Source organism: Pseudoalteromonas sp. T1lg21 (genome assembly GCF_002964625.1).
Taxonomy (GTDB): domain Bacteria; phylum Pseudomonadota; class Gammaproteobacteria; order Enterobacterales; family Alteromonadaceae; genus Pseudoalteromonas; species Pseudoalteromonas gelatinilytica.
In genome coordinates this window covers 23,224-45,274 of the sequence record NZ_PQBX01000080.1, presented here as the reverse complement: position 1 = coordinate 45,274, position 22,051 = coordinate 23,224, and the positions used below count along the sequence as shown (strand labels likewise).

19 protein-coding genes and 1 pseudogene are annotated in these 22,051 nt (G+C 41.8%); 7 read left to right on the top strand and 13 right to left on the bottom strand.

Annotated features, from left to right (window positions below; translation table 11 throughout):
- The first annotated feature begins 132 nt into the window (after positions 1 to 132).
- Entirely contained in the window at positions 133 to 429 is a 297-nt protein-coding gene (locus C2M25_RS21245; RefSeq protein ID WP_063699915.1) for a hypothetical protein, read from the top strand.
- 5 nt (positions 430 to 434) lie between these two features.
- Positions 435 to 620: a DUF2970 domain-containing protein gene (locus tag C2M25_RS21240; RefSeq protein WP_105182079.1), complete on the top strand. Its 186-nt coding sequence runs from the start codon at positions 435 to 437 to the stop codon at positions 618 to 620.
- On the opposite strand, the gene C2M25_RS21235 is transcribed toward C2M25_RS21240, so the two are convergent.
- The 9 genes from C2M25_RS21235 to C2M25_RS21195 form a co-directional block, all read right to left on the bottom strand.
- Positions 592 to 1,434 (bottom strand): Dam family site-specific DNA-(adenine-N6)-methyltransferase, encoded by an 843-nt coding sequence (locus C2M25_RS21235; protein ID WP_063699919.1) that lies wholly within the window; start codon positions 1,432 to 1,434, stop codon positions 592 to 594. The two genes, C2M25_RS21240 and C2M25_RS21235, sit on opposite strands and share 29 nt — an antisense overlap.
- Before the next feature lie 53 nt (positions 1,435 to 1,487).
- Positions 1,488 to 2,897, bottom strand: a complete 1,410-nt coding sequence (locus tag C2M25_RS21230) for an AAA family ATPase (protein WP_105182078.1) — start codon at positions 2,895 to 2,897, stop codon at positions 1,488 to 1,490.
- Positions 2,897 to 3,967: a 3-dehydroquinate synthase gene (gene aroB, locus C2M25_RS21225; RefSeq protein WP_063699923.1), complete on the bottom strand. Its 1,071-nt coding sequence runs from the start codon at positions 3,965 to 3,967 to the stop codon at positions 2,897 to 2,899. Before aroB ends, C2M25_RS21230 begins: the two co-directional genes overlap by 1 nt.
- Before the next feature lie 27 nt (positions 3,968 to 3,994).
- Positions 3,995 to 4,513 carry a shikimate kinase AroK gene (gene aroK, locus C2M25_RS21220; protein ID WP_036973192.1) on the bottom strand — a complete coding sequence of 173 codons (519 nt, stop codon included), beginning with the start codon at positions 4,511 to 4,513 and terminating at the stop codon, positions 3,995 to 3,997.
- Between the two features lie 179 nt (positions 4,514 to 4,692).
- Positions 4,693 to 6,750: a type IV pilus secretin PilQ gene (locus C2M25_RS21215; RefSeq protein ID WP_105182077.1), complete on the bottom strand. Its 2,058-nt coding sequence runs from the start codon at positions 6,748 to 6,750 to the stop codon at positions 4,693 to 4,695.
- On the bottom strand, positions 6,737 to 7,273 hold the full coding sequence (locus tag C2M25_RS21210; protein WP_063699925.1) for a pilus assembly protein PilP: 537 nt from the start codon (positions 7,271 to 7,273) through the stop codon (positions 6,737 to 6,739). The genes C2M25_RS21215 and C2M25_RS21210 overlap by 14 nt, the downstream gene beginning before the upstream one ends.
- The gene (locus tag C2M25_RS21205; RefSeq protein ID WP_105182076.1) at positions 7,270 to 7,875 is read right to left on the bottom strand and encodes a type 4a pilus biogenesis protein PilO; all 606 of its coding nucleotides are present in this window, start codon (positions 7,873 to 7,875) and stop codon (positions 7,270 to 7,272) included. Before C2M25_RS21205 ends, C2M25_RS21210 begins: the two co-directional genes overlap by 4 nt.
- On the bottom strand, positions 7,865 to 8,437 hold the full coding sequence (locus C2M25_RS21200) for a PilN domain-containing protein (RefSeq protein ID WP_063699929.1): 573 nt from the start codon (positions 8,435 to 8,437) through the stop codon (positions 7,865 to 7,867). Before C2M25_RS21200 ends, C2M25_RS21205 begins: the two co-directional genes overlap by 11 nt.
- Positions 8,425 to 9,504, bottom strand: a complete 1,080-nt coding sequence (locus tag C2M25_RS21195) for a pilus assembly protein PilM (RefSeq protein ID WP_063699931.1) — start codon at positions 9,502 to 9,504, stop codon at positions 8,425 to 8,427. Before C2M25_RS21195 ends, C2M25_RS21200 begins: the two co-directional genes overlap by 13 nt.
- A 132-nt stretch (positions 9,505 to 9,636) precedes the next feature.
- Here C2M25_RS21195 and C2M25_RS21190 point away from each other — a divergent pair, with 132 nt between their 5' ends.
- On the top strand, positions 9,637 to 12,147 hold the full coding sequence (locus tag C2M25_RS21190) for a penicillin-binding protein 1A (RefSeq protein ID WP_105182075.1): 2,511 nt from the start codon (positions 9,637 to 9,639) through the stop codon (positions 12,145 to 12,147).
- Between the two features lie 83 nt (positions 12,148 to 12,230).
- On the opposite strand, the pseudogene metL reads toward C2M25_RS21190, so the two are convergent.
- Together metL and metB are read right to left on the bottom strand one after the other, a co-directional pair.
- Positions 12,231 to 14,575 (bottom strand): annotated as a pseudogene (gene metL, locus C2M25_RS21185) (bifunctional aspartate kinase/homoserine dehydrogenase II).
- A 5-nt stretch (positions 14,576 to 14,580) separates the two neighbouring features.
- Positions 14,581 to 15,840 (bottom strand): cystathionine gamma-synthase, encoded by a 1,260-nt coding sequence (metB, locus tag C2M25_RS21180; protein ID WP_105182074.1) that lies wholly within the window; start codon positions 15,838 to 15,840, stop codon positions 14,581 to 14,583.
- 224 nt (positions 15,841 to 16,064) lie between these two features.
- Here metB and metJ point away from each other — a divergent pair, with 224 nt between their 5' ends.
- Positions 16,065 to 16,385 (top strand): met regulon transcriptional regulator MetJ, encoded by a 321-nt coding sequence (metJ, locus tag C2M25_RS21175; protein WP_063699935.1) that lies wholly within the window; start codon positions 16,065 to 16,067, stop codon positions 16,383 to 16,385.
- Between the two features lie 102 nt (positions 16,386 to 16,487).
- Here the strand turns inward: metJ and C2M25_RS21170 are convergent, their stop codons facing one another.
- Positions 16,488 to 17,729 (bottom strand): malic enzyme-like NAD(P)-binding protein, encoded by a 1,242-nt coding sequence (locus tag C2M25_RS21170; RefSeq protein WP_063699937.1) that lies wholly within the window; start codon positions 17,727 to 17,729, stop codon positions 16,488 to 16,490.
- 546 nt (positions 17,730 to 18,275) lie between these two features.
- Positions 18,276 to 18,491 (bottom strand): 50S ribosomal protein L31, encoded by a 216-nt coding sequence (gene rpmE / locus C2M25_RS21165; protein ID WP_036973208.1) that lies wholly within the window; start codon positions 18,489 to 18,491, stop codon positions 18,276 to 18,278.
- A gap of 234 nt (positions 18,492 to 18,725) precedes the next feature.
- On the opposite strand from rpmE, the gene priA reads away from it, so the two are divergent.
- From priA to hslV, 3 genes are all read left to right on the top strand, one after another.
- Positions 18,726 to 20,906: a primosomal protein N' gene (priA, locus tag C2M25_RS21160; RefSeq protein WP_105182073.1), complete on the top strand. Its 2,181-nt coding sequence runs from the start codon at positions 18,726 to 18,728 to the stop codon at positions 20,904 to 20,906.
- Positions 20,907 to 20,922: 16 nt separating this feature from the next.
- Positions 20,923 to 21,450: an SPOR domain-containing protein gene (locus tag C2M25_RS21155; protein ID WP_063699941.1), complete on the top strand. Its 528-nt coding sequence runs from the start codon at positions 20,923 to 20,925 to the stop codon at positions 21,448 to 21,450.
- Between the two features lie 80 nt (positions 21,451 to 21,530).
- Positions 21,531 to 22,049, top strand: a complete 519-nt coding sequence (gene hslV, locus C2M25_RS21150; RefSeq protein ID WP_008115012.1) for an ATP-dependent protease subunit HslV — start codon at positions 21,531 to 21,533, stop codon at positions 22,047 to 22,049.
- Positions 22,050 to 22,051 lie beyond the last annotated feature (2 nt).

Below are 22,051 nucleotides of genomic sequence, written 5' to 3'. Positions count from 1 at the left end.
AAATATAAACATAAAATTTACTTTAAAGGGTTAATTTTATTAAATTTTTATTTAATTCAGCAGTAATTAAGTTTGTTATTTGAGCAATTGTTATGTATGCTTGTCTAAATAACACAAACAAGGGTTATTCTCATGCGTGCTTTTAAAATAGGGATCTTAATCGCGTCCGCACTTTCTGTTGCTGCGTTTGTATCTTTTTCATCGGCTGATGAAGACGACTTTTTAGCAGTGGCGTCTGGTTGCTCGTGCAACACAGTTAGCGCATCATCATCTTCTGCTCAATGTATGAAAGCAGAACAAGAAACAGGATGGTTTTCTTGGTTAACGGGTGATAGCCGCAGCGCTCAATTCCATTACCTTGATTTACTTGAACTATTAACAAGTAACGAAGAATCAAAGAAAGTTAGCGGTTTAGGTTCTAAGTTCTAAATCGCATGAACAAATTCATTAGTGCATTACAAAGTGTCTTCGCGGCATTTTTTGGTGTGCAATCAGAAGACAAGCGTCAAGCTGATTTCAAAGAGCATTCGCTCAGTACAATTATCGTCGTTGCCCTGGTGTTATTCAGCCTGTTTGTAGCAGCGATTTATTTCACCGTTTCTTTGGTGCTAAATACATAGCCATTAGCTCATTCACTTTATTACGTGAACCTCCCTTCGGGCTAATCGTGCGTTTTACCTGAATTTCATCCAGTGATGCTTGGCTATAGATTTTACGAGTCCATACAGTATCGTGGTTAGAAATAAGCACCGGCGTGTTATTTTCGAATGCCGCTTGCTCAGCTAAATTAGCCAAGTTAGCTTGATCATCTAAATTGAAGCCGCCTTTAGCGTAGGAAGTAAATGATGCCGTTTTACTCAGCGGTACATAAGGTGGGTCGCAATACACTACTGCGTTTTCAGGAATAAGCTTAAACACCTCGTCATAACCTAAACAGGTAAAGGTTGCTTGCTGTGCTTTTTCAGCAAAGAAATGCATTTCTTTTTCAGGAAAGTACGGGCGCTTATATTTACCAAAAGGCACATTAAAAATACCTTTTAGATTGTAACGACACAAACCGTTATAGCCATGACGATTCATATATAAAAATAAAATCGCTCGCTCATACACATCGCTGCTCTGATTAAATTGAACACGATACTCATAATAGGCTTCAGGATGGTTATTGAGCTCTACAAACAACTTTTTTGCATCACTGATGAACTCATCAGGCGTGCGTTTAAGCTCAGTGTAAAGGTTGATCAGATCCGCATTGATATCGTTTAAAATATAATGCTTAAAATCCGTATTAAGGAATACAGAGCCAGCACCAACGAAAGGTTCAACTAAGGTGTCAGCATCCACACTCGCTTGCTTCAAGCGGGTATGAATATCTTCAACTAGGCTGTATTTTCCACCCGCCCATTTAAGGAAGGCTCTGGTCTTTTGCTGCATCTGCTCTTAACTTCAATTCGGTGTTGCGCGATTTTACACTAATCAGTTTTAATTTACTGATTTAGTGAAGCGATTTCTTGTTTAATTTTACTTATTTTTTTATAAAACGGCTGATTTTTACGCACATTATCAGAAAGTGTTGTTACGCCCTTCTTCGCGTCATTGAGTGTGCTATAACTGCCATAAGTGACAATCCACCACGGCTTACCGTTACGTAAACTTTGGTAAGTCTTTACCTGCCCTTGCAAGCCATTTTCTTTAATAAACTTATCGCTGATCTCTTGCTTAGTCACCGCAAGTAATTGGATTACAAAATTGTCATCTGGCTGAGTTAAATACCACGCGTTACCCACTAACGACTGCTGAGGTTCTGATTCAGTTATCTCGTCTGCAATTGGCTCAGCGTTACTCAGGATGGCTGTCGCTACTTCATCAGGCGTTGGCTGTTCAGTCTCTTCTGCTACTTGCTCTGCAGGTAATAGGCTATCAACAATCGCAGCGACATTATTGTTATGACTTTCTTTTTCACGGTTTTCTATTACAGAGTTATCAACCGGCCTATTAGCAGCTTGAGTCGTGTCGACAGCATCATGATTGGTAACTTGCTGCTCGGCTTGAGACTCATCTTGAGCGTGCTCCGAAGCTGGCTCTTTGCTTTCTACTGGACCATTAATTACCGCTTCCGCAGGTAATGCGGTTGCCACAGTGCTCGTTGTATCTTGCTGGTAGTGCGCTTTCCACCACTGGGTCATGTCTGCTTTATATAGAAAGCCAATAATAAGCAGCATGGTTGTGATTAAGAGCAAAATTAAATAAAGCAGTTTATAGCTTTTTTCGGGTGCGCGAATGTCTGCGGTTTGTTGTTCTGGTTGCCATGCAAGTAATAAGGCAGGATTACCATGCGCCTCTTGTAAGAAAGTGCGAAAAACAGGATCTTCTTCCACAGGGAGGCTATCGAAAAACCAACGCATGAGCTGTTTACTTTCACTAATATTTAGCGCTTCAAGATGGATCTCGACCGCTTGACTAAACTGCCCGACCGATTGTGATGCAATCAATATATATAACGTGCTTGGGCTTTGCTTAGCAAGAATTTCTAATTGCTGAATTAATTCTTCCGATAAATGACGGCCTCCATCAATCACCCATAAACAATCACCACAAGGCTGTTGTTTATAGAGTTGATAGAAATTTTCAGACAAACTTAAAGCGTGATCAATCAGCGGGTTACTAAAGCTTTGTTCTAGCAGTTCAGTCATAAACTGCTGGTCAGTCATTTTTCCTGACAACTGAACAAACGCTTTATTAAAGTTGTGGTATTTATCAGTAATGAAGGTTTCTAATAAATAGCTTTTACCAAGACCTGACGGGCCAAGTAAGCAAATTAGATTTTGCCCATATTCAAACTGCAGAGCGATTCGATCAACTAGCGCAGCACGGCTAGGCAATATTTGCGATTGCATTAGCGCGCTATTAAATCACAAACCTGCTGATCAGTAACATCACTTACCAGCGCACATTGACCAAATTGGGTAGGAAGAATAAAGCGTATCGTGCCTTTCTTATTCTTCTTGTCTTTACGCATGTGCGTTAAAAATTGCTCGCTGGTCATTTCTGCTGGAATATCAACAGGTAAGTCATAATCTGCAATCAATTTAACGACGCGCTCAAGTTCAGCTGCGGTTAAATCACCACGGGTATGAGCTAGACGTGCTGCAAGTACCATACCTGCCGCAACAGCTTCGCCGTGTAACCAGTTACCGTAACCCATTTGCGCTTCAATCGCATGACCAAAGGTGTGCCCTAGGTTTAGTAATGCGCGTAAACCTGCTTCTTTTTCATCTTGTGCAACAATTAAGGCCTTGATTTCACAACAACGGTAAATTACGTGCTGTAATGTTTGCTCGTCGAGTGATTTAAGGTTGGCAATATTTTGCTCAAGGTAAGCAAATAATTCTGTGTCGTAAATGAGGCCATACTTGATAACTTCAGCCATGCCCGCTGCGAATTCACGCTCTGGCAATGTATGAAGAGACTGTGTATCGATAAATACTGCTTGCGGCTGATAAAAAGCACCAATCATGTTTTTACCAAGCGGATGGTTTACTGCCGTTTTACCACCTACTGATGAGTCAACTTGCGAGAGCAAGGTAGTTGGTACTTGAATAAAAGGCACGCCACGTTGATAACATGCAGCAACAAAACCTGTGAGGTCACCCACAACACCACCGCCTAATGCAATAAGGCACGTATCGCGACCACAGTTATGTTCAAGTAAGAACGCCGAAATCTTTTCAAACCACTCAAGTGATTTGTATTGCTCACCATCAGGGATAATAAAAGATAACGGGTTAAGATCAGCTAACGACGTCATTACATCATCAAGATATAAAGGTGCAATGGTGTCGTTAGTGATAATGATTGGTCGACAATCGCCGATGTGCTCACGCAGCCGACCAGTCTCTTTAAGAGCAGATTGACCAATATAAATAGGATAACTTCGCTCGTCCAAATTAACTGTTAATTCAAGCATAGCTAGTTTCCTTTTTATTATTGGTTTTTAAAAATCTAATTTCTCGATGATTTGATTAGCAACAACTTTCGCGCTTTGCTCATCAGTGCGGACAACAAAATCAGCAACTTCTTTGTATAACGGTTCGCGTTCTTCAGCTAAGCGCTCTAGTACATCACGCGGTGCTTCTTCTGTTTGCAATAATGGGCGACGCTTGTCGCGCTGTGTGCGTGCAACTTGCTTTTCGATTGGTGTCTCTAGGTATACAACAATACCACGAGCAGATAGCTTGTTACGTACTTCTTTACTGATCACAGAACCACCACCTGTTGCAAGAACAATACCTTGCATCTCAGTTAGGTCTGAAATTACAGTTTCTTCACGAAGTCGAAAGCCCTCTTCACCCTCAAGATCGAATACCCAAGCAATGTCTGCTCCAGTACGACGCTCGATCTCTTGATCTGAATCGAAAAATTCAAGGTGTAATTGGTCTGCAATGTGACGACCAATTGTGCTTTTGCCAGCCCCCATAGGGCCCACTAGAAATATATTACGTTTCTCAGCCATATCTTTTTAGTACAAACGAACTCTAAAATTTGAAATAAAACCCCGCCTAACGACCTGGCCCCAAAATTAAGGAGGGGATTATCTCAGTAATTGCTTGGGTATTTCAAGTCAATTAGCATAAAAAGCCAGATAACGAGCAATTAAACATGCTAATTGCTCGTTGCTTAAGAAAAAATCACTTAATCGATTTGAATTTTTGGTGTTACAAAGATTAGCAGCTCTTTTTTCTCGTTAAATTCACTGGTGCTTTTGAACAGTACACCTAAGTAAGGAATATCGCCTAACAGAGGTACTTTCTTAGTTGAGTTAACGATTTGCTGCTGGAAGATACCACCAAGCACCACCGTTTGGCCATTTTCTACTAATACCTGAGTCTGAATCTCTTGGGTATTAATAGCTACAGCAGACCCCGTTGGTGTCTGAACCGTATCACCACGGGTATCTTGCGTGATATGTGGTGTTACTTCTAAACTTAATACCGCTTTTTTGAACGTTACTGTCGTTGCACCACTTGATGCAGCTTCAACGTACGGGATCTCTGTACCTTGCTCAATGCGGGCTTTTTGTTGGTTCGCCGTGGTGATACGTGGACTTGCGATAATCTCACCGCGGTTTTCTTCTTCAAGAGCACTTAACTCTAAATCTAAGATAGTGCCATTGGCCAATTTAGCAATTTGTACACCAATGCTACCCGCGGGGCTTGAAACCGGTAAGTTAACATTTAATCGGTCAGACAAGCTTGGAATATTATCGTATGAACCCGCGCCGACCATGCCACCAGCACCTTCTAAGGTGCCAGAGATAGCACCGTCACTGCCCACATCGCTAATCCCCCAGCGAACACCTAAGTCTTCTTGCACGTTATCATTCACTGTCACCATACGTGATTCAATGACCACTTGTTTAACAGGAATATCTAGGGTTTCCACCATACGGCGCACGCTTTCAATGCTTTTCGCTGTGTCTTTAATCAGTAATGTATTAGTACGTTTATCAACAGACACACTGCCTCGCGCAGAAATAATGCTGTTGGTGTCTGTTTTCAATAAGTCTGCAAATTCTTCAGCTTTAGCATAGTTAAGGCGGATATATTCGCTGTATAACGGCTCTAAATCTTCAACTTGTTGTTTAGCTTTAAGCTCCTTCGCTTCACGAGCGGCAAGCTCCTCTGATGGTGCAACCATCAAAATAGTACCGTCCATACGCTTATCAAGGCCTTTAATTTTAAGCACGACATCAAGTGCCTGATCCCAAGGTACACCATCTAAGCGCAGCGTGATATTGCCTGTGACAGAGTCACTTGTTACTAAGTTAAACTCGTTATAGCCAGCAATAATCTGTAGCACAGAGCGAATTGGAATATCTTGGAAATTAAGACTCATTGGGCGACCTTGATATTCAATGCCGCCATCAAGGTAAGCTCGCTGTGTATCATCTTTTTCAACGGTTAGTGTAAAGATGTTTTCAATTTGTTGATGAGTAAACTTGAACGCTGCATTTGGTTCAACCACGATGCGCGTCATATTGCCTTCTTTGAAGGTTTCGATATTACTGACAACGGTGCCAAAGTCCATGACATCTAATTGATACAATAAATCGTCTAAAATATCTGTGTGGTGGAACTCTGCAATAATTTTGCCGCCACTTTCATGCACATCAATTGCAGCTTGTGTATCTTGTAAGAAGACTAAAAGACGTGCTTCACCTTTTTCGCCGCGACGAAAATCAATCGACTGAACTGTATTGATAAAGTTATTTGATGCTGTCAATCCACTAGCACTGTCTTCGCTCGTAATTGGGTTATCTGAAACATGCAAAGTTACAATGTTGTCTTTCGCTGAAGTTTTATAGATTTTCAGTTTGTCTAAGTTAACAACAACCTTCAAACCATCAGCGGTCAAGGTGCTGGTTACATGCTTAATGCCTGCTTGGTTAACTGGAACATCGCGTACTTCATTATCCACACCCACATTACTGAAAAGCATTTCAATACGAGCTGGCGAGTTATAAACCTGAACCTTAGGTTCAAATGTTAGCGCCTCATCAAACACCAGTTGTAATTGTGTTTCGCCTTTCATTAATGGGTTATAACGTACGTCATACAGTAAAGGGGCGGCAATTGCCGTCTGTGCTACGATTAAGGCTAATGCAGCTAACATGAATTTATGCATGTGTTTTAACCAAGCCATTCCTTTATGCATCTTCTTTTTACCTTTCATAAGATTAACTTGCACCATTTGTTTCCGCCTCTAACATTTCCAGCTTAGTCAGGCGTTCCTTCCAACAACCAGCCCCATCCGGGATTAATTCTAATAATTCTATATAATTGTCGTGCACTTCTTTAATTTCACCATGGTACAGACCAATATAATTACCCACAGTGACGCGATAGAGCGTATTGTCTGCTGCTTTAATCAGCGCCCAATTGTTGCCAACACGGCCAATAGTCCCTTGCATAACTAGGTTATCTAATGGGTACTTCTCAAGTGGTTGACGAACACGATTAGGATCTGGGTGTAAGCAGTTTTTAACTTGTACTAAGTTGTTTTGGATAATTTCCGGCTTTGGTGCCACAAACGGGCTGCGTAATTTTCCAGCACTATATGCAAAATGCTCAAACTTTGTGATCTCTGGTATCGGTTCAACTTTAGGCGTTGTACTCGCTTTTACTTGATCAATAAACTCTTTTTGTTCTGAAGTATCGTCATTACACGCGCTTAGCACAATAGTCATGGCAATAATTAAGGGAAGTTTCTTCATTTTTTAGCTCCCCCTTCATAACGATAAGTCTTAGCAACAACACTGAAAGTGAGTTCGCCATCACCCAGCGTTTGAATAGTAAAGTCGTGTAAACTCACAATACGAGGTAATTGAGCAACTTTACCTACAAACTCACCAAACTCATGATACGTGCCTACCACTTCAATTTTAATCGGCAGCTCTGTATAAAACTCTTTTTCAACTTCAGGTAACCAGCCAATTTTTAAAAATGTTAAACCACTGGTGGTACCAACATAAGATAAATCGTCCAACAAGCCTGGTGTTTCGTTTGAGGTTGGTAAGCGCTTTAATAGCTGTGAAAACTTATCTTCCATTTCAACCATTTGTTGACGATATAACTCTAAATTACTCGCAATGGCATATTTTTCTTTATAAGTTTTGCGTAGTTCTGTCTCTTTCGCTACCGCACTGTGATAGCTGGCAATTTCGTCAGACACTAATAAGCTGTAGCTAAAGTATAAAACCAGCGCAGCCACAAACGCACAGCACAAAGCCTTAACAGCAATGGGCCAATCGCCCATATTTTCGAGCTCTATTTCATTCCAATCTATTTCAGTTAACGCTTTGATATCAAGGTTCATTGCGTGCCTCACCTATCTGATCAAATGGTTTAACGTAAAAATCCATATTAAAGTCACTCAATAATCTTGACGTTTGTTCACCAGCAACAATGCCTTGCATAATAGGACGCTCTAACAAATATGAGCCTTGCACTTGACGCAGCATAGTTGATAAGCGGTTATTAGACTCACTGCGACCGATTACATGAATACGATCATCACGGCGTTCAAGCTTGGTTAAATAAACACCGGCAGGAACAATATTAGCGACTTCATCCATAATTTGCGTCCCTAAGTTACGGTTACTTTGTAACTCTTCGATGAGGCGCATACGTTGCTGTAAGTTTTCTTTTTTCTTATCGAGTTCGTTTATCTCACGAATACGTTGGTTCAATAATGCAATTTCAGTATTTAAGAAATTGTTCTTCACGTTTTGTCCATCACGCAAGCCGCCATAAAAAGAGCTTAGTAAATACATACTTAAGAAGCTAACGACAACAACGCCAAATAGCACGGTAACGAACTTATTTTGTGAGTCTTTTCTATGTTGTTCGCGCCAAGGCAGCAGATTTATATGTGGCATGGTGAAAAGCTCCTTAATGCCAATCCTGTGGCTATCGCAAATTGAGTGCGGTGACGCTGCAACATATTGCGATCAATCTTTGGCGAAATTTCAATGTTAGCAAATGGCTCTGCAACAACAGTGTGAATGCCTAGCTCTTCAATTAGGAGCCTATCTAAGCCTTCGATCATAGCAGTACCACCAGTGAGTACAATGTAATCAACTTGATCTTTACCACTGGTCGTTAAGAACATTTGCACTGCGCGTCTAACTTGCTGTAGCAGTGACGTTTGGAATGGAGCTAATACTTCAAAAGTATAATTTGGTGGTAAGTCACCCGTCGTTTTACCAATTTCAGCTTCATCGAAGCTCTTGTTGTAATATGCAACAATGCTATTTGTGTATTGGTCACCACCAAACACTTGGTCACGGGTGTAAATTGTTTCACCTTCTTGCACAACGCTCACAAGCATCAGCACAGCACCAATATCAACAACAGCAACACACTTGTTAAAAGCATCACTTGGCAGTTGTTGGTAATAAACATCCATCGCACGGCTCAGTGCATAGCTTTCAACATCAACAACCGCTGCTTTTAGGTTGGCAGTTTCTAAGGCACCTACTCGCGCTTGCACACTTTCAGTTCGAGCGGCAGAGAGCAGTACATTCACTTTACTTGGATCAGCTTCATTGATAGCCAACTTTTCAAAGTCAATGTTAACCTCATCGAGTGGGTATGGGATTAAACTATCAGCTTCTATTGCTATTTGTGACTCTAATTCAGCATCTGTTAATGATACATCCATAAAAATCACTTTCGTAATTACCGTTTGGCCTGAAACGGCTACAGCTGCGGTTTGAACTGATTTAGGAATTTTTCTTTTTAGTTTAGCGATAACATTACCTATCGCTTCTATGTCTTGTATGGAACGTTCAGACATAGCGCCTTTTGGCATAGGTTCAATAGCTAACGCTTCAAGCCGCAAACCTGCGTCTGTCTCTTGCAACAGCACTGCTTTTATACAGTGCGATCCGATGTCGATTCCTACCATCATAGATGAAGGCTTTTTAAATAGCTGACTTAGCATGTTTGCAACTTGGCCTTTGTTTTAATAATAAACAAGTTATAATTTTTATCTGAAAAAATATTATTCATTTTTTAATCAATATATACTAGCAGTCTCCGATTCTAATTGGGAGTCCATTTAGGGAAAATATAAGTGATTTTATTAAAGCGAACTTTACAATTTATTATCATCTGCTCATTTTTAGGACTAATCACTTTAGTTGGTCTATACTATTACGTTAAACCTGATATTCCTAGCGTACAGGTTCTAAAAGACGTTCAGTTACAGACACCTATGCAGGTATTCTCACGTGATGGATTATTGATTAACCAATTCGGTGAAAAACGCCGCATTCCCGTTACAATAGATCAAATACCCCAACCATTAATCAATGCAATATTAGCAACAGAAGATAACCGTTTTTACGAGCATATCGGTATTGATCCAATTGGTATCGTACGTTCAGCCATTGTACTCATATCTACCGGTGAAAAGAAACAAGGCGCAAGTACTATAACCATGCAGCTTGCCCGTAACTTCTTCTTAACCCGAGAAAAAGCATACATTCGTAAGGTCAAAGAGATCTTCATCGCTCTTCATATCGAAAGTATATTAAGTAAAGACGAAATCCTCGAATTATATTTGAATAAAATTGAATTAGGTAACCGCGCTTTTGGTATTGGTGCTGCGGCACAGGTGTATTATGGCAAAGACCTAAATGAACTAACCTTAGCGCAAATGGCGATGATTGCGGGTCTACCAAAAGCCCCATCAGCACTTAATCCAATTCGCAACCCTGTGCGAGCCAAATCCCGCCGTAACGTTGTACTAGGGCGTATGCTTACAGAAAAGTACATCACTCAAAGCGAATATGAAGAGGCTATCAACGCACCAATTACAGCTAAATTCCATGGCGCTGAAATTGAAGTATATGCACCTTATATTTCTGAGATGGTTCGCGCTGAAATGGTTAAACGCTACGGTCATGAGCGTGCTTATAATACGGGTTTTAAAGTTTACACCAGTGTTGATTCGAACATTCAACAAGCCGCGCAAGATGCCATTGTTGATAACCTTCATGCATACGATATGCGTCATGGTTACCGTGGTGCAACTGCACAATTGTGGGATACCGAGAGCGAAAGCCCGCTTAGCCAAGAAGACATTTTAAATAAACTTAAAGACGTTAAAGAGTTTGGCCCACTATTAGCGGGTGTTGTCACTAATGTCGCTGAGCAATCAATTGATGTGCTATTAAAAAGCGGCGAACAAGTTACTGTTGAGTGGGATGGCTTAAAATGGGCTCGCAAATATATTACTCGTTACCGTCAAAGCTTCGCACCAAAAACAGCGGCTGACATCCTAACCGCAGGCGCGCAAATTTGGCTTCGCAAAAATGCGGATGAAAGCTACATATTAAGCCAGGTTCCTGAAGCATCAAGTGCTCTTGTGTCTCTTGACCCACAAGATGGTCGTATTAAAGCGATTGTCGGTGGATACAGTTTTGAACAAAGCCAATACAATCGTGCGGTACAAGCAAAACGCCAAGTAGGGTCAAACATTAAACCCTTTATTTATTCAGCAGCGCTTGAAAACGGTTACACACTCGCTTCAATTCTTAACGATGCGCCAATCAACCAATGGGATAAAAGCCAAGGTGTGGCATGGCGTCCGAAGAACAGCCCTGCTGTTTATAATGGCCCTATTCGTATCCGCCGAGCATTAGCGCAATCGAAAAACGTTATTTCAGTGCGCTTATTACGCGGTGTGGGTTTAGAGCGTACAGCCGATCACCTGCTTAAATTTGGCTTTTTAAATAGTGATATTAACCGCAGCGAGTCATTAGCTCTTGGTAGTGCCTCAATCACCCCTCTTGAGCTAGCACGAGGAATGAGTACCTTTGCCAATGGCGGCCACTTAATTAAGCCTTACTTTATCTCTGAGATTCAGGATTCAGCAGGCACTGTGTTATTTAAAACAGAACCAGAACTTGCCTGTGATGCACCACAACCAGCAATTACTCCTGAGTTTGCATCACTTGATAATAATCAGCTAAACATCACTGATACAGCTGTAACTAATGCGCCTCGTTGTGCACCGCGAATTATTTCAAAACAAAATGCATTCTTGATCTCACAAGCTATGCACAGTGCGATTTGGGGTGGCGGTAGCTGGACTCACAAAACCGGTTGGAGCGGTACGGGTTGGCGAGCTCAAGCATTGGATCGTCGCGATCTAGTAGGTAAAACAGGTACCACCAATGATTCTGTCGATACTTGGTTTAGTGGCTTCAATCGTAATGTGCTTACCTCTGTATGGGTTGGTTTTGATAATCCAGGCATCACGCTTGGTCGTTCAACTTACAATAACAACCTCGATAAATCTCAGATTTCGGGCGCAGAGTCAGGCGCTAAAACAGCGCAGCCTGCATGGGTCGACTTTATGCGAGCAGCGCTTGATGGCATGCCTGAAGCACCGATTGAACTCCCTGAAGGACTCGTATCAGTACGTATCGACTTAGAGACAGGTCTATTGAGTCACAAAAATGACTACACCAGCCGTTTTGAGTACTTCATTAAAGGCACTGCACCAACTAAATATGTACTTGCACAGCCTACTGACGTGTTTGAAGAAAAGCTCAGCACAGAGGAAGAGTTATTCTAAATAACTGAGTTGCTATTTTGAAACAATTAAAAAGCGCCCTTGGGGCGCTTTTTGCTTAGCTATTTAAACTAAGATCAGCAAAATTATTTTAGGTTATTTACCAGCCAATACAGGTCTGAATGAACCCCAGCCGCAGTGACTTCTTTACCTGCTCCAGGGCCTTGGATCACTAATGCATTGTCTGTATACCACTGTGAATTAATAACAAAGATGTTATCGCCCGGTTTAAGGCTTGCTAATACATCATCTTTGCCAACATTAACTAAACCAACTTGCGCCTGAACCTTGCCATCAACGAGTGTAATTGCGCCTGTGTAGCGCACTACTTTATCTTGAGCTGCAGCTTGGGCTGCTTTTTCTGTCATGAATCATCGAGCAGCTGTTTGTTTGCAAGAAAATCTTGCCAGCTACCTGCTGCCAACGCTTCTGGCATTAGAGGTGTTAAAGCAATGTCATCAAGCTCTAAATCTAGGCCTAAGTCACGCGCTAAAATTAGCAGTTTACGCTGCATATCGCGGCCAGATAAATCTTCACGAGGATCTGGCTCTGTATAACCCATTTGCTGAGCTTGAAGCACTAAATCTGAAAACGGCACACTCCCATCGTAACTGCTACATAACCACGATAAAGTACCCGAAAATACCCCTTCAATACGGTTAATACTGTCACCACTATTTTGTAAATCAGCTAAAGCAAAGTTAATCGGTAAACCTGCGCCTACACTGGTGTTGTAGCGCCATAGTAGATTTCGCTCAGCTAAATTAGTACGTAAGTTTTGATACCAACTATGCGCGGCAGTACCCGCATATTTGTTTGCACTGATCAAATGACAGTTAAGTTCAACAAAGTCAGGGTATAACTGACTGAACGCCTCACTGGCAGTGATATCAATCACCACTTTATGCTCATAATCAAGTTCATTGATACGTGCTAATAATTCTGCCTTGTCGTAGCTTTGCGCTTCGTTATGCCACTGCTCTTGCCATGTTTCGGTATTTAAACCGCTAGCACTAAAAAGCATTTGCTGTGAACGAAGAAGAGCAACCACTTTTACCTTGTACTGAGCTGATAAACGAGCAAACTGAGCTTGGAGCTGCGCTAAGAACACTTCGCCTACATTACCAAGGCCAGCAACTATAATGGCCAACTCTTGGCCTTTGTTTACCAACTTGTCATGTAATAAAGTCAAAACATCACTATCAATTGCCTGATCATTTAAGATCAACACATAGTTATCGTCTTGCTGTACAAAGCGTGGATGAATGCTTTGCTCTTTTAAAAGCGCTGTTGCTTGCTCTGCAAGAACACTAACATCAGCAGTTGGTGCTACCACTGCACAACCACTTAAATTAGACTCAACAATATTTGCACGGCCCGCTAAATGACTCACAACCTGATGAGTACTTTGACCAGGCACTAATAAGTAGGTATCGCCCTCTTTAACAAAGTGATGCAGGCTGTGTTGAATTAACTGGCTTAATTCACCAACTTCACCACCACTTAGTTTATCAACCCGTAATAAATCGATGTTATCTAAGGTCGTAATAAACCGTTTCGCTTTGCTATAACCTTCTTTAACTACTTCGGTTGGCGTTGCATCGCAATCAAAGCTACTTCTAACCACAAGTTTGATCTCTGTTTCTTTTAGCGGTGACAAGGTTTTTGCATGTAATACTGGGTTGCCCAAGCGCGCTAATAGGTTAGCTTGCTCACGGCATACCTTGGCGTATTTAACCGCATTTTTAACTTTACGAGGATCAGTGCTGAATACACCTTGCGTGTCTGTCCAGATAGACACTTGCTTGGCAAAAGTATAACTGGCCAGTAACGTGGCGCTATAATCACTGCCATTACGGCCTAAAGTTACCGTATTACCTTGGCAATCTGCGGCAATAAAGCCCGTTACTACGTTGATATGCGATTTACTTATTGCACTTGTGCATTGCTGCTGATTTTTTTGATGTAAAAGCTGGCCATCATTTAAAGTAAATAGCTGCCTTGCATCAACATCTTGCGCAGCGACACCTAACTGATTTAAGTAAGCGGCTAACAAACGTGCTGACCACACTTCACCATGTGCAAGTAAAGGGGCTTCAAGTAACTGTTGCTGACTAATTAATTCATTTAAAACAGCAAGCTCATCTTTTAGCTGTGCTAACGCCTGTTGTTTATTCTGGCCTGTGAGTAGCTGCTCAATTAAAGCGCGTTGGTTGTTATCAATAAGCAGTAGAATATCGCTAACAGCTTGGCTATCTTGCTGCTGGTAACTTTGCCATAGCTTCACTAGGGTATCGGTTGTTTTACCCGATGCCGACACAACGATGCAGTCGCCCTGCTCTGTATTCGCTAAAACAATGTTCGCTACCGCATGATAACGATCTGCTGAGCTTAAGCTTGAGCCACCAAATTTATGAACAATATTTACCATTTCTTCTACCACAATGCCGTATGTGCTGGCGTTAACTTGAATGACGCGTTTTGCTGTATATCTTGCTGTGTTTGCTCTACAGCCGCCTTTGTAACTTGTTGGCCTTGACCAGGCTTAACTAAATTGAATACACGGTCTAAATCTGCAATGAGATCTTTTACGTCTTCAATGCCTACAGAAATACGGATCAGCGTATCGCCTACACCGGCTTCAAGACGCGCTTTAGGCTCCATGCCTGCGTGTGTCATTGTTGCAGGGTGACAAATCAAACTTTCTACCCCACCTAGTGACTCAGCAAGGCTAAAATCTTTAAGGCTAGTTAAAAACGCTGCTGCATCGTTAATGTCGCCTTTAATATCAAAGCTCACCATACCACCAAAACCGCGTTGCTGTGCTTTAGCAAGCTCATGCTGCGGGTGAGAAGCAAGACCCGGGTAATAAACTTGGCTTACATAAGGAGAGTTTTCTAAATACTCAGCAATAGCAAAGGCATTTTCTTGGTGCTGCTTTAAACGCACATTTAAAGTACGTAAACCACGAAGCGTTAAGTAACTGTCAAATGGCGCACCAGTAATCCCGATGTTATTTGCCCACCAAGCCAGCTCATCACCTAGCTCTTGCGTTGCAGCAATCACCGCACCGCCAACTACATCAGAGTGACCATTGATGTATTTCGTGGTTGAGTGCACAACAATATCAACACCAAACTCAATTGGGTTTTGTAATGCAGGTGATAAGAAGGTGTTATCAGCCGCAACCAAAGCACCGCACTGCTTAGCGATGCGAGTGATTGCTTTAATGTCTGTTAAACGCAAAATTGGGTTACTTGGCGTTTCAATCCAAATCAGCTTAGGTTTAATCGCCAAAATTTCTTGGTGATTATCTGTATTCGTTAAATCCAATACTCTTAGTTTTAATAGACCACGTTTTTCAAGCGAGGTGAATAAACGATAGCTACCGCCATAACAGTCATGTGGGATCACTAAGGTATCGTCACTGTTTAATAATTGGGTCGCTAAGTGTACTGCTGACATACCAGTAGCAGTGATAATGCCTTTTTCGCCACCTTCAAGCTCAGCTAAGGTTTCAGCTAAAATGTCGCGATTTGGGTTACCGCTGCGGCCATAGTCATATTGGCGCTTAGTATCAAAGTCAGCAAATGAATAGGTGGTTGATAAGTATAAAGGTGGCACAACCGCACCATGATGTTTATCGGCTTCGATGCCGTGACGAACAGCAATCGTCGCTTTATTTTTTTCGCTCATTTCATCACCTATTCTTTAATTGGATGTTTAGACGTCTAAAAGGTTAGATGATCAAATATGAGAAGTCAAAGCATTTATCGCTCACACATAGAAGTTTATACATTTACACGACTAGATGGCTAAATAACTAGTATTTGACTATCTTTTTTAAAGCGATAGAATTTCCGCATCTTGCGCTGTGAATAAGGCGTAAATCACTGACAACCGAGGCAACGAAACAACTTATGGCTAAATGGAACGGTGAATACATTCACCCATATGCAGAACACGGTAAAAAATCAGAACAAGTAAAAAAGATTACCGTATCGATCCCACTTAACGTATTAAAAGTATTAACTGACGAGCGTACACGCCGCCAGATCAATAACCTGCGTCATGCGACGAACAGTGAGTTATTGTGTGAAGCTTTCTTACATGCTTTTACAGGTCAACCATTACCAAATGATGACGACCTTCGTAAAGACAACCCTGAAAAGGTACCTGAAGAAGTTAAAAGAATTATGCAAGAAATGGGGTTAGAAATCCCAGTGCTTGATTCAGAATAAGTATTTCGGCCATCGGATAACTGCCGATAATCACAGACATAAAAAAACTCAGCCTTGGCTGAGTTTTTTATTGCGCGTTATAGCTAATAGAGCTAATTAAGTTTAACGCATGTAATCTTCTGGCATGTCGATTTGCGCCACGCCCGACTCTATAGCCGCTTCAGCAACAGCACGTGCAATACGTGGTAAAAGACGCGGATCCATTGGCTTAGGAATAATGTACTCAGCACCAAACTCAAGCGACTCAACGCCCGCTGCTTTTAATACTTCACTTGGTACTGGCTCTTTTGCGATACCACGAATAGCGTGTACGGCAGCAATCTTCATTTCATCATTAATTGCTGTTGCACGCACATCAAGCGCACCGCGGAAAATAAACGGGAAACACAGTACATTGTTAACTTGGTTAGGATAATCTGAACGACCCGTTGCCATAATTAAATCATTACGTGCACTGTGTGCAAGCGCTGGTGCGATCTCAGGATCAGGGTTTGAACATGCAAACACCACAGGCTTGTCTGCCATCAATTTAAGATCATCAGCAGTTAATAAGTTAGGACCCGATACACCTACAAATACATCGGCATCAGCAATAACGTCTTGCAACGTACGTTTATCAGTGTTGTTAGCAAATAATTGCTTGTACTCATTTAAGTCATCACGACGAGTATGGATCACACCTTTACGGTCAAGCATATAGATATGCTCACGCAGTGCGCCACACTTAATAAGTAGTTCCATACAGGCAACGGCTGCAGCACCAGCACCTAAACACACGATGATGGCATCTTCGATATCTTTACCTTGAACTTCAAGGGCATTAAGCATACCTGCCGCAGTAACAATCGCTGTACCGTGTTGGTCATCGTGGAAAACTGGGATACTACAGCGTTCAATAAGTGCTTTTTCGATTTCAAAACACTCAGGAGCTTTAATATCTTCTAGGTTGATACCACCAAACGTATCAGCGATATTTGCAACCGTATTGATGAAATCTTCTGTTGTGCGGTGTTTAACTTCAATATCAATTGAGTCAAGGCCTGCAAAACGTTTGAATAGTAACGCTTTACCTTCCATTACAGGTTTTGATGCAAGCGGGCCTAAGTTACCTAAACCTAGAATTGCGGTACCGTTTGAAATAACCGCAACCATGTTGCCTTTGCCTGTGTATTTATAGGCATTTGCTGGATCAGCAGCAATTTCACGGACTGGTTCAGCCACACCTGGGCTATAAGCTAAAGCGAGATCGTTAACCGTTTCGGCTGGCTTGGTTAGTTCAACACTAATTTTACCTGGAACGGGGTGAGCGTGGTAATGTAATGCTTGTTCACGAAAATCTGACATAACGCGATAGTATCCTGCAAAAAGTTAAAAAGTGAGAGAGCTTGCATCAGTACGATACCTGTAATGTATAAAAATTCCAAGTATTATCAGGTCTATCCTGTTATATGCTATATCGCTTAATTTTAAAGGATTTCCCAACAATTTCTGCACATAGTTGCGATTAATCAGACATAAAAATTCACCTATTTATGACCTTTTAAGCACGTGTTTTTGTATTTTATACGCACGTACACTGCAATTAGCCGAAATTAGCCCGAAATAGCCATTTCAACGAAGTTCACAGCATTTACTCACAAAGTTATTTAAATTTATTATTTTTAATAACTTTTATGAAAGTTTATACAAAAAAGAATATAGCCAAGGGGTGGCACTTTGTCTGCAAAATTAGCGACATAATGGGCATAACAGCCAGAAATAGTTATGCAAGATACATAAGTGAAGATGATGAGCGAGTGAGTGAGTGAGTGAGTGAGTGAGTGGCAGTGTTAAGAATTTTAGGCATAAAAAAAGCACCCAAAGGTGCTTCTTTTAACTAAACAGCAGAAATTACTTCTTGCTGCTAAGTGCACCGAAGCGCTTGTTGAAACGATCAACACGGCCGCCAGTGTCTAAAATCTTTTGCTTACCAGTGTAAAACGGGTGACACTCAGAACATACGTCTAAGTGGATGTCTTTACAAAGAGTTGAGCTAGTTTCGAATTTGTTACCACACGAACAAGTTGCAGTGATAGCTTCGTACTTAGGGTGAATACCTTCTTTCATAGGGAACCTCTAGTTAAGGCCGTATCGCTCTCCAAACCCGAAGTCTGGCACCATACGCAGTTAATACAATTAATAGGCCGCGTATTTTATAGCTCAAGTGACCTTGCGACAAGCTTTAAATGCATCTTTCGCTAAAAAATTAATCAAATGACTTGTTGTTCAGTAATTTGTTGGTAGGTTTTTAACTGTAATTTTAGTACATTATCTTTCTATCTTTGTTTCAGTTGAGTTGTTATGCACTTTGTAGAAGTTGCCATAAAAGTCCCTTTACAGCGTACCTTCGATTATAAAGTTGAACAGCTGCTGCATATCCCTGAGTTAAAGCCTGGCATGCGCGTTCGAGTACCATTTGGTAGTCAAAAAAAGGTAGCGGTGGTCCTGGCATTAAAAACATCAACAGATGTACCTGCTGACAAAATAAAGCCGATTATCGATATCATAGACGAGACCCCAGTTTTATCGGCTCAGCATTTAGCACTCCTGAAATTTACTGCTCGTTACTACTGTTATCCATTGGGCGAGACCATTCATACAGCGCTTCCGGCTGCATTAAGACAAGGCGAATGCCCAGATAAAACCAGCATTAATATGGTTGAATTAACTGATAAAGGGGCAAAACTTCCGTCACTAAAAGCAAAAACCCAGTTAAGTTTATTAAAGCAGTTAGCCGAATCGGGCAAGTCATCGGTTACCGAATTAAAAGCACTTGGATTTACAAAAAAAACCATCGATAGCCTGCTCGATAAAGAACTAATCACCCAGTTTATCGAGCATGATAATCAGTGGCAGCAGCGCGCGCCAACGGTGGGTGACAAACCCGTCCTTAATAAAGAACAAGCTGTTGCTTGTACCAGCATTAATCAAGCCATCGGATTTACTAGCTTTTTACTTGAAGGTGTCACCGGTAGTGGTAAAACCGAAGTTTACTTACAATGCCTTGAAGAAGTACTTAAAAAAGGCCAACAAGCCTTAGTATTAGTGCCTGAAATTGGCTTAACGCCACAAACGGTCAACCGTTTTCGTCGCCGCTTTCCCGATACCCCCATTATGCTGTGGCACTCAGCTCTAACAGATAACGAACGCTTACAAACTTGGCGATTCTGTGAAAAAGGTAGCTGTGCCATAGTGATCGGCACACGTTCGAGTATTTTCTTACCTTTTTTATCACTTGGTATGATCATTGTTGATGAAGAGCACGACAGCTCATTTAAGCAGCAAGACACATTACGTTATCATGCCAGAGATTTAGCCGCTTATAGAGCATATCAGCATAATATCCCGCTGGTTTTAGGCAGTGCCACGCCAGCACTTGAAACCTTACATAAAGCAATAAATAACAAATACCAGTTATTGAGTCTTACTGAGCGGGCCCAAACCAGCACAGCTAACCAGTTCCAATTAATGGACATGAAAGGGCAACCTGAGCAAGCTGGTATTGCCCATGCTAGCCTCGCCTATATGCGCCAGCATTTAGAACGTGGTAAGCAAGTGATGGTGTTTTTAAACCGTCGCGGTTTTTCACCTACTCTTATATGTCATGAGTGTGGTTGGCTAAGTGAGTGCTCACGTTGTAGCACCAGTGCAACCTTTCATAAAGCCATTGGCCAGATGATATGTCATCACTGCGGTGAGCAACATCAGGTGCCCCATCAATGCCCTGATTGCGGCAGCACACAGATTTTCCCTAATGGTAAAGGCACAGAGCAAATCGAAGAGTTTTTAACGCAAACCTTCCCTGATATTCCAATTAGTCGTATCGACCGAGATTCAACTCGTCGTAAAGGCAGCTTAGAAAAAGCCCTTGATGATATCAATCAAGGCGGTGCCCGCATTCTTGTTGGTACGCAAATGTTAGCAAAAGGCCACCACTTTGCTGATGTTAGCCTTGTTTTGATCTTAGATGTCGACAGTGGTTTATATTCATGCGACTTTCGTGCAACCGAGCATTTAGCGCAACTTGTCACGCAGGTGGCTGGTCGTGCTGGTCGCAGTGGTGAACCTGGGCAAGTATTATTACAAACGCACTTTCCTGAGCACCCGCTACTGCAAGACTTAGTAAACAATGGCTATCAGGATTTTGCCCGCTATGCACTGACAGAACGAGAAGATGCCCAACTACCTCCAATCACCAATATGGCCATTGTGCGTGCAGAAGGGCATAACATTAATCAAGTGGTGGATTTTTTAACTGATTTGGTTCCTGTCCAGAACATATCTGGTATACAATTGCTCGGTCCGATACCTGCGCCACTGGAACGTGTGGCAGGTAAATATCGCTTTCAATTACATATTCAGGCGCAGGAACGCTCCCACTTACACCAATATTTAGCGCAAATGGTCGACTATATAAGCACCAGTAAATTAGCGCAAAAGGTGCGTTGGAGCTTAGATGTTGATCCTATAGATATGATTTAAAGGCCAATTAAGAGTCATGGCACAACACGATTACATAAATAAAAAACCAGCAAATCGAAATAATAAAAAACAAGCCCCGGCGAAAAAGCCCTTCCCTGTTCTCCTTGTTTTAATTGCGCTTATTTTAGTAGGCGGGTTTGGTTATGGCTTGTGGTTTATCAAACACAATGCCGATCCTGAGTTAGTAGAGCAACAAGCAAACCCTACTAAAAAAGAAGAAGAAGTTATTCCACTCCCTGAGCCTCCTGAATTTATTCAGGAAATTAAAGACCACGAAGTTCAGGTTGAAGTAAAAGAAATTGAGCAAAAAGGCCCGTATGTAATGCAATGCGGCTCTTTTAGAACTATGGATCAGGCACAAGCGCTGAAAGCTAAAATCGCTTTTGCTGGATTAGTCGCTGAAGTTAAACGCACCGAAGGCAGTAATGGTACGTGGTATAAAGTGCGCTTAGGCCCATACGAAACCAAACGTATGGCCGAAAGTGATAAGAATAAACTTAAACGTATCAAAATAATGGGCTGCGGAATTTGGCTTTGGACTTGATTTTAGTTCATTCACCCATATAAACACCTCATCAATCGCTTTTTACGAGCGGCCTTGCCGCTCGATGATGAGGAATAATCATGACCACTATTGTAAGTGTACGCCGCGACGACAAGGTCGTTATTGGTGGCGACGGCCAAGTTTCACTTGGTAACACCGTAATGAAGGGCAACGCCCGCAAAGTTCGACGTCTTTATAATGGCAAAGTAATCGCTGGTTTTGCTGGCGGTACTGCTGATGCCTTCACCCTTTTCGAACGATTTGAAAGCAAATTAGAAATGCACCAAGGCAACTTAACCAAGGCTGCCGTTGAAATGGCTAAAGATTGGCGTAGTGATCGTGCACTTAGAAAGCTCGAAGCACTACTCGCGGTAGCTGACGAAACCGCTTCATTGATCATCACAGGTAACGGTGATGTTGTGCAGCCAGAAAACGACCTTATTGCGATTGGCAGTGGTGGTAACTTCGCACAATCAGCAGCTACAGCGCTGCTAGAAAACACCGACCTAAGTGCACGTGAAATTGTAGAGAAAAGCCTTACTATTGCCGGCAACATCTGCGTATTCACGAATAATTTCCAAACTATTGAAGAATTGTAATA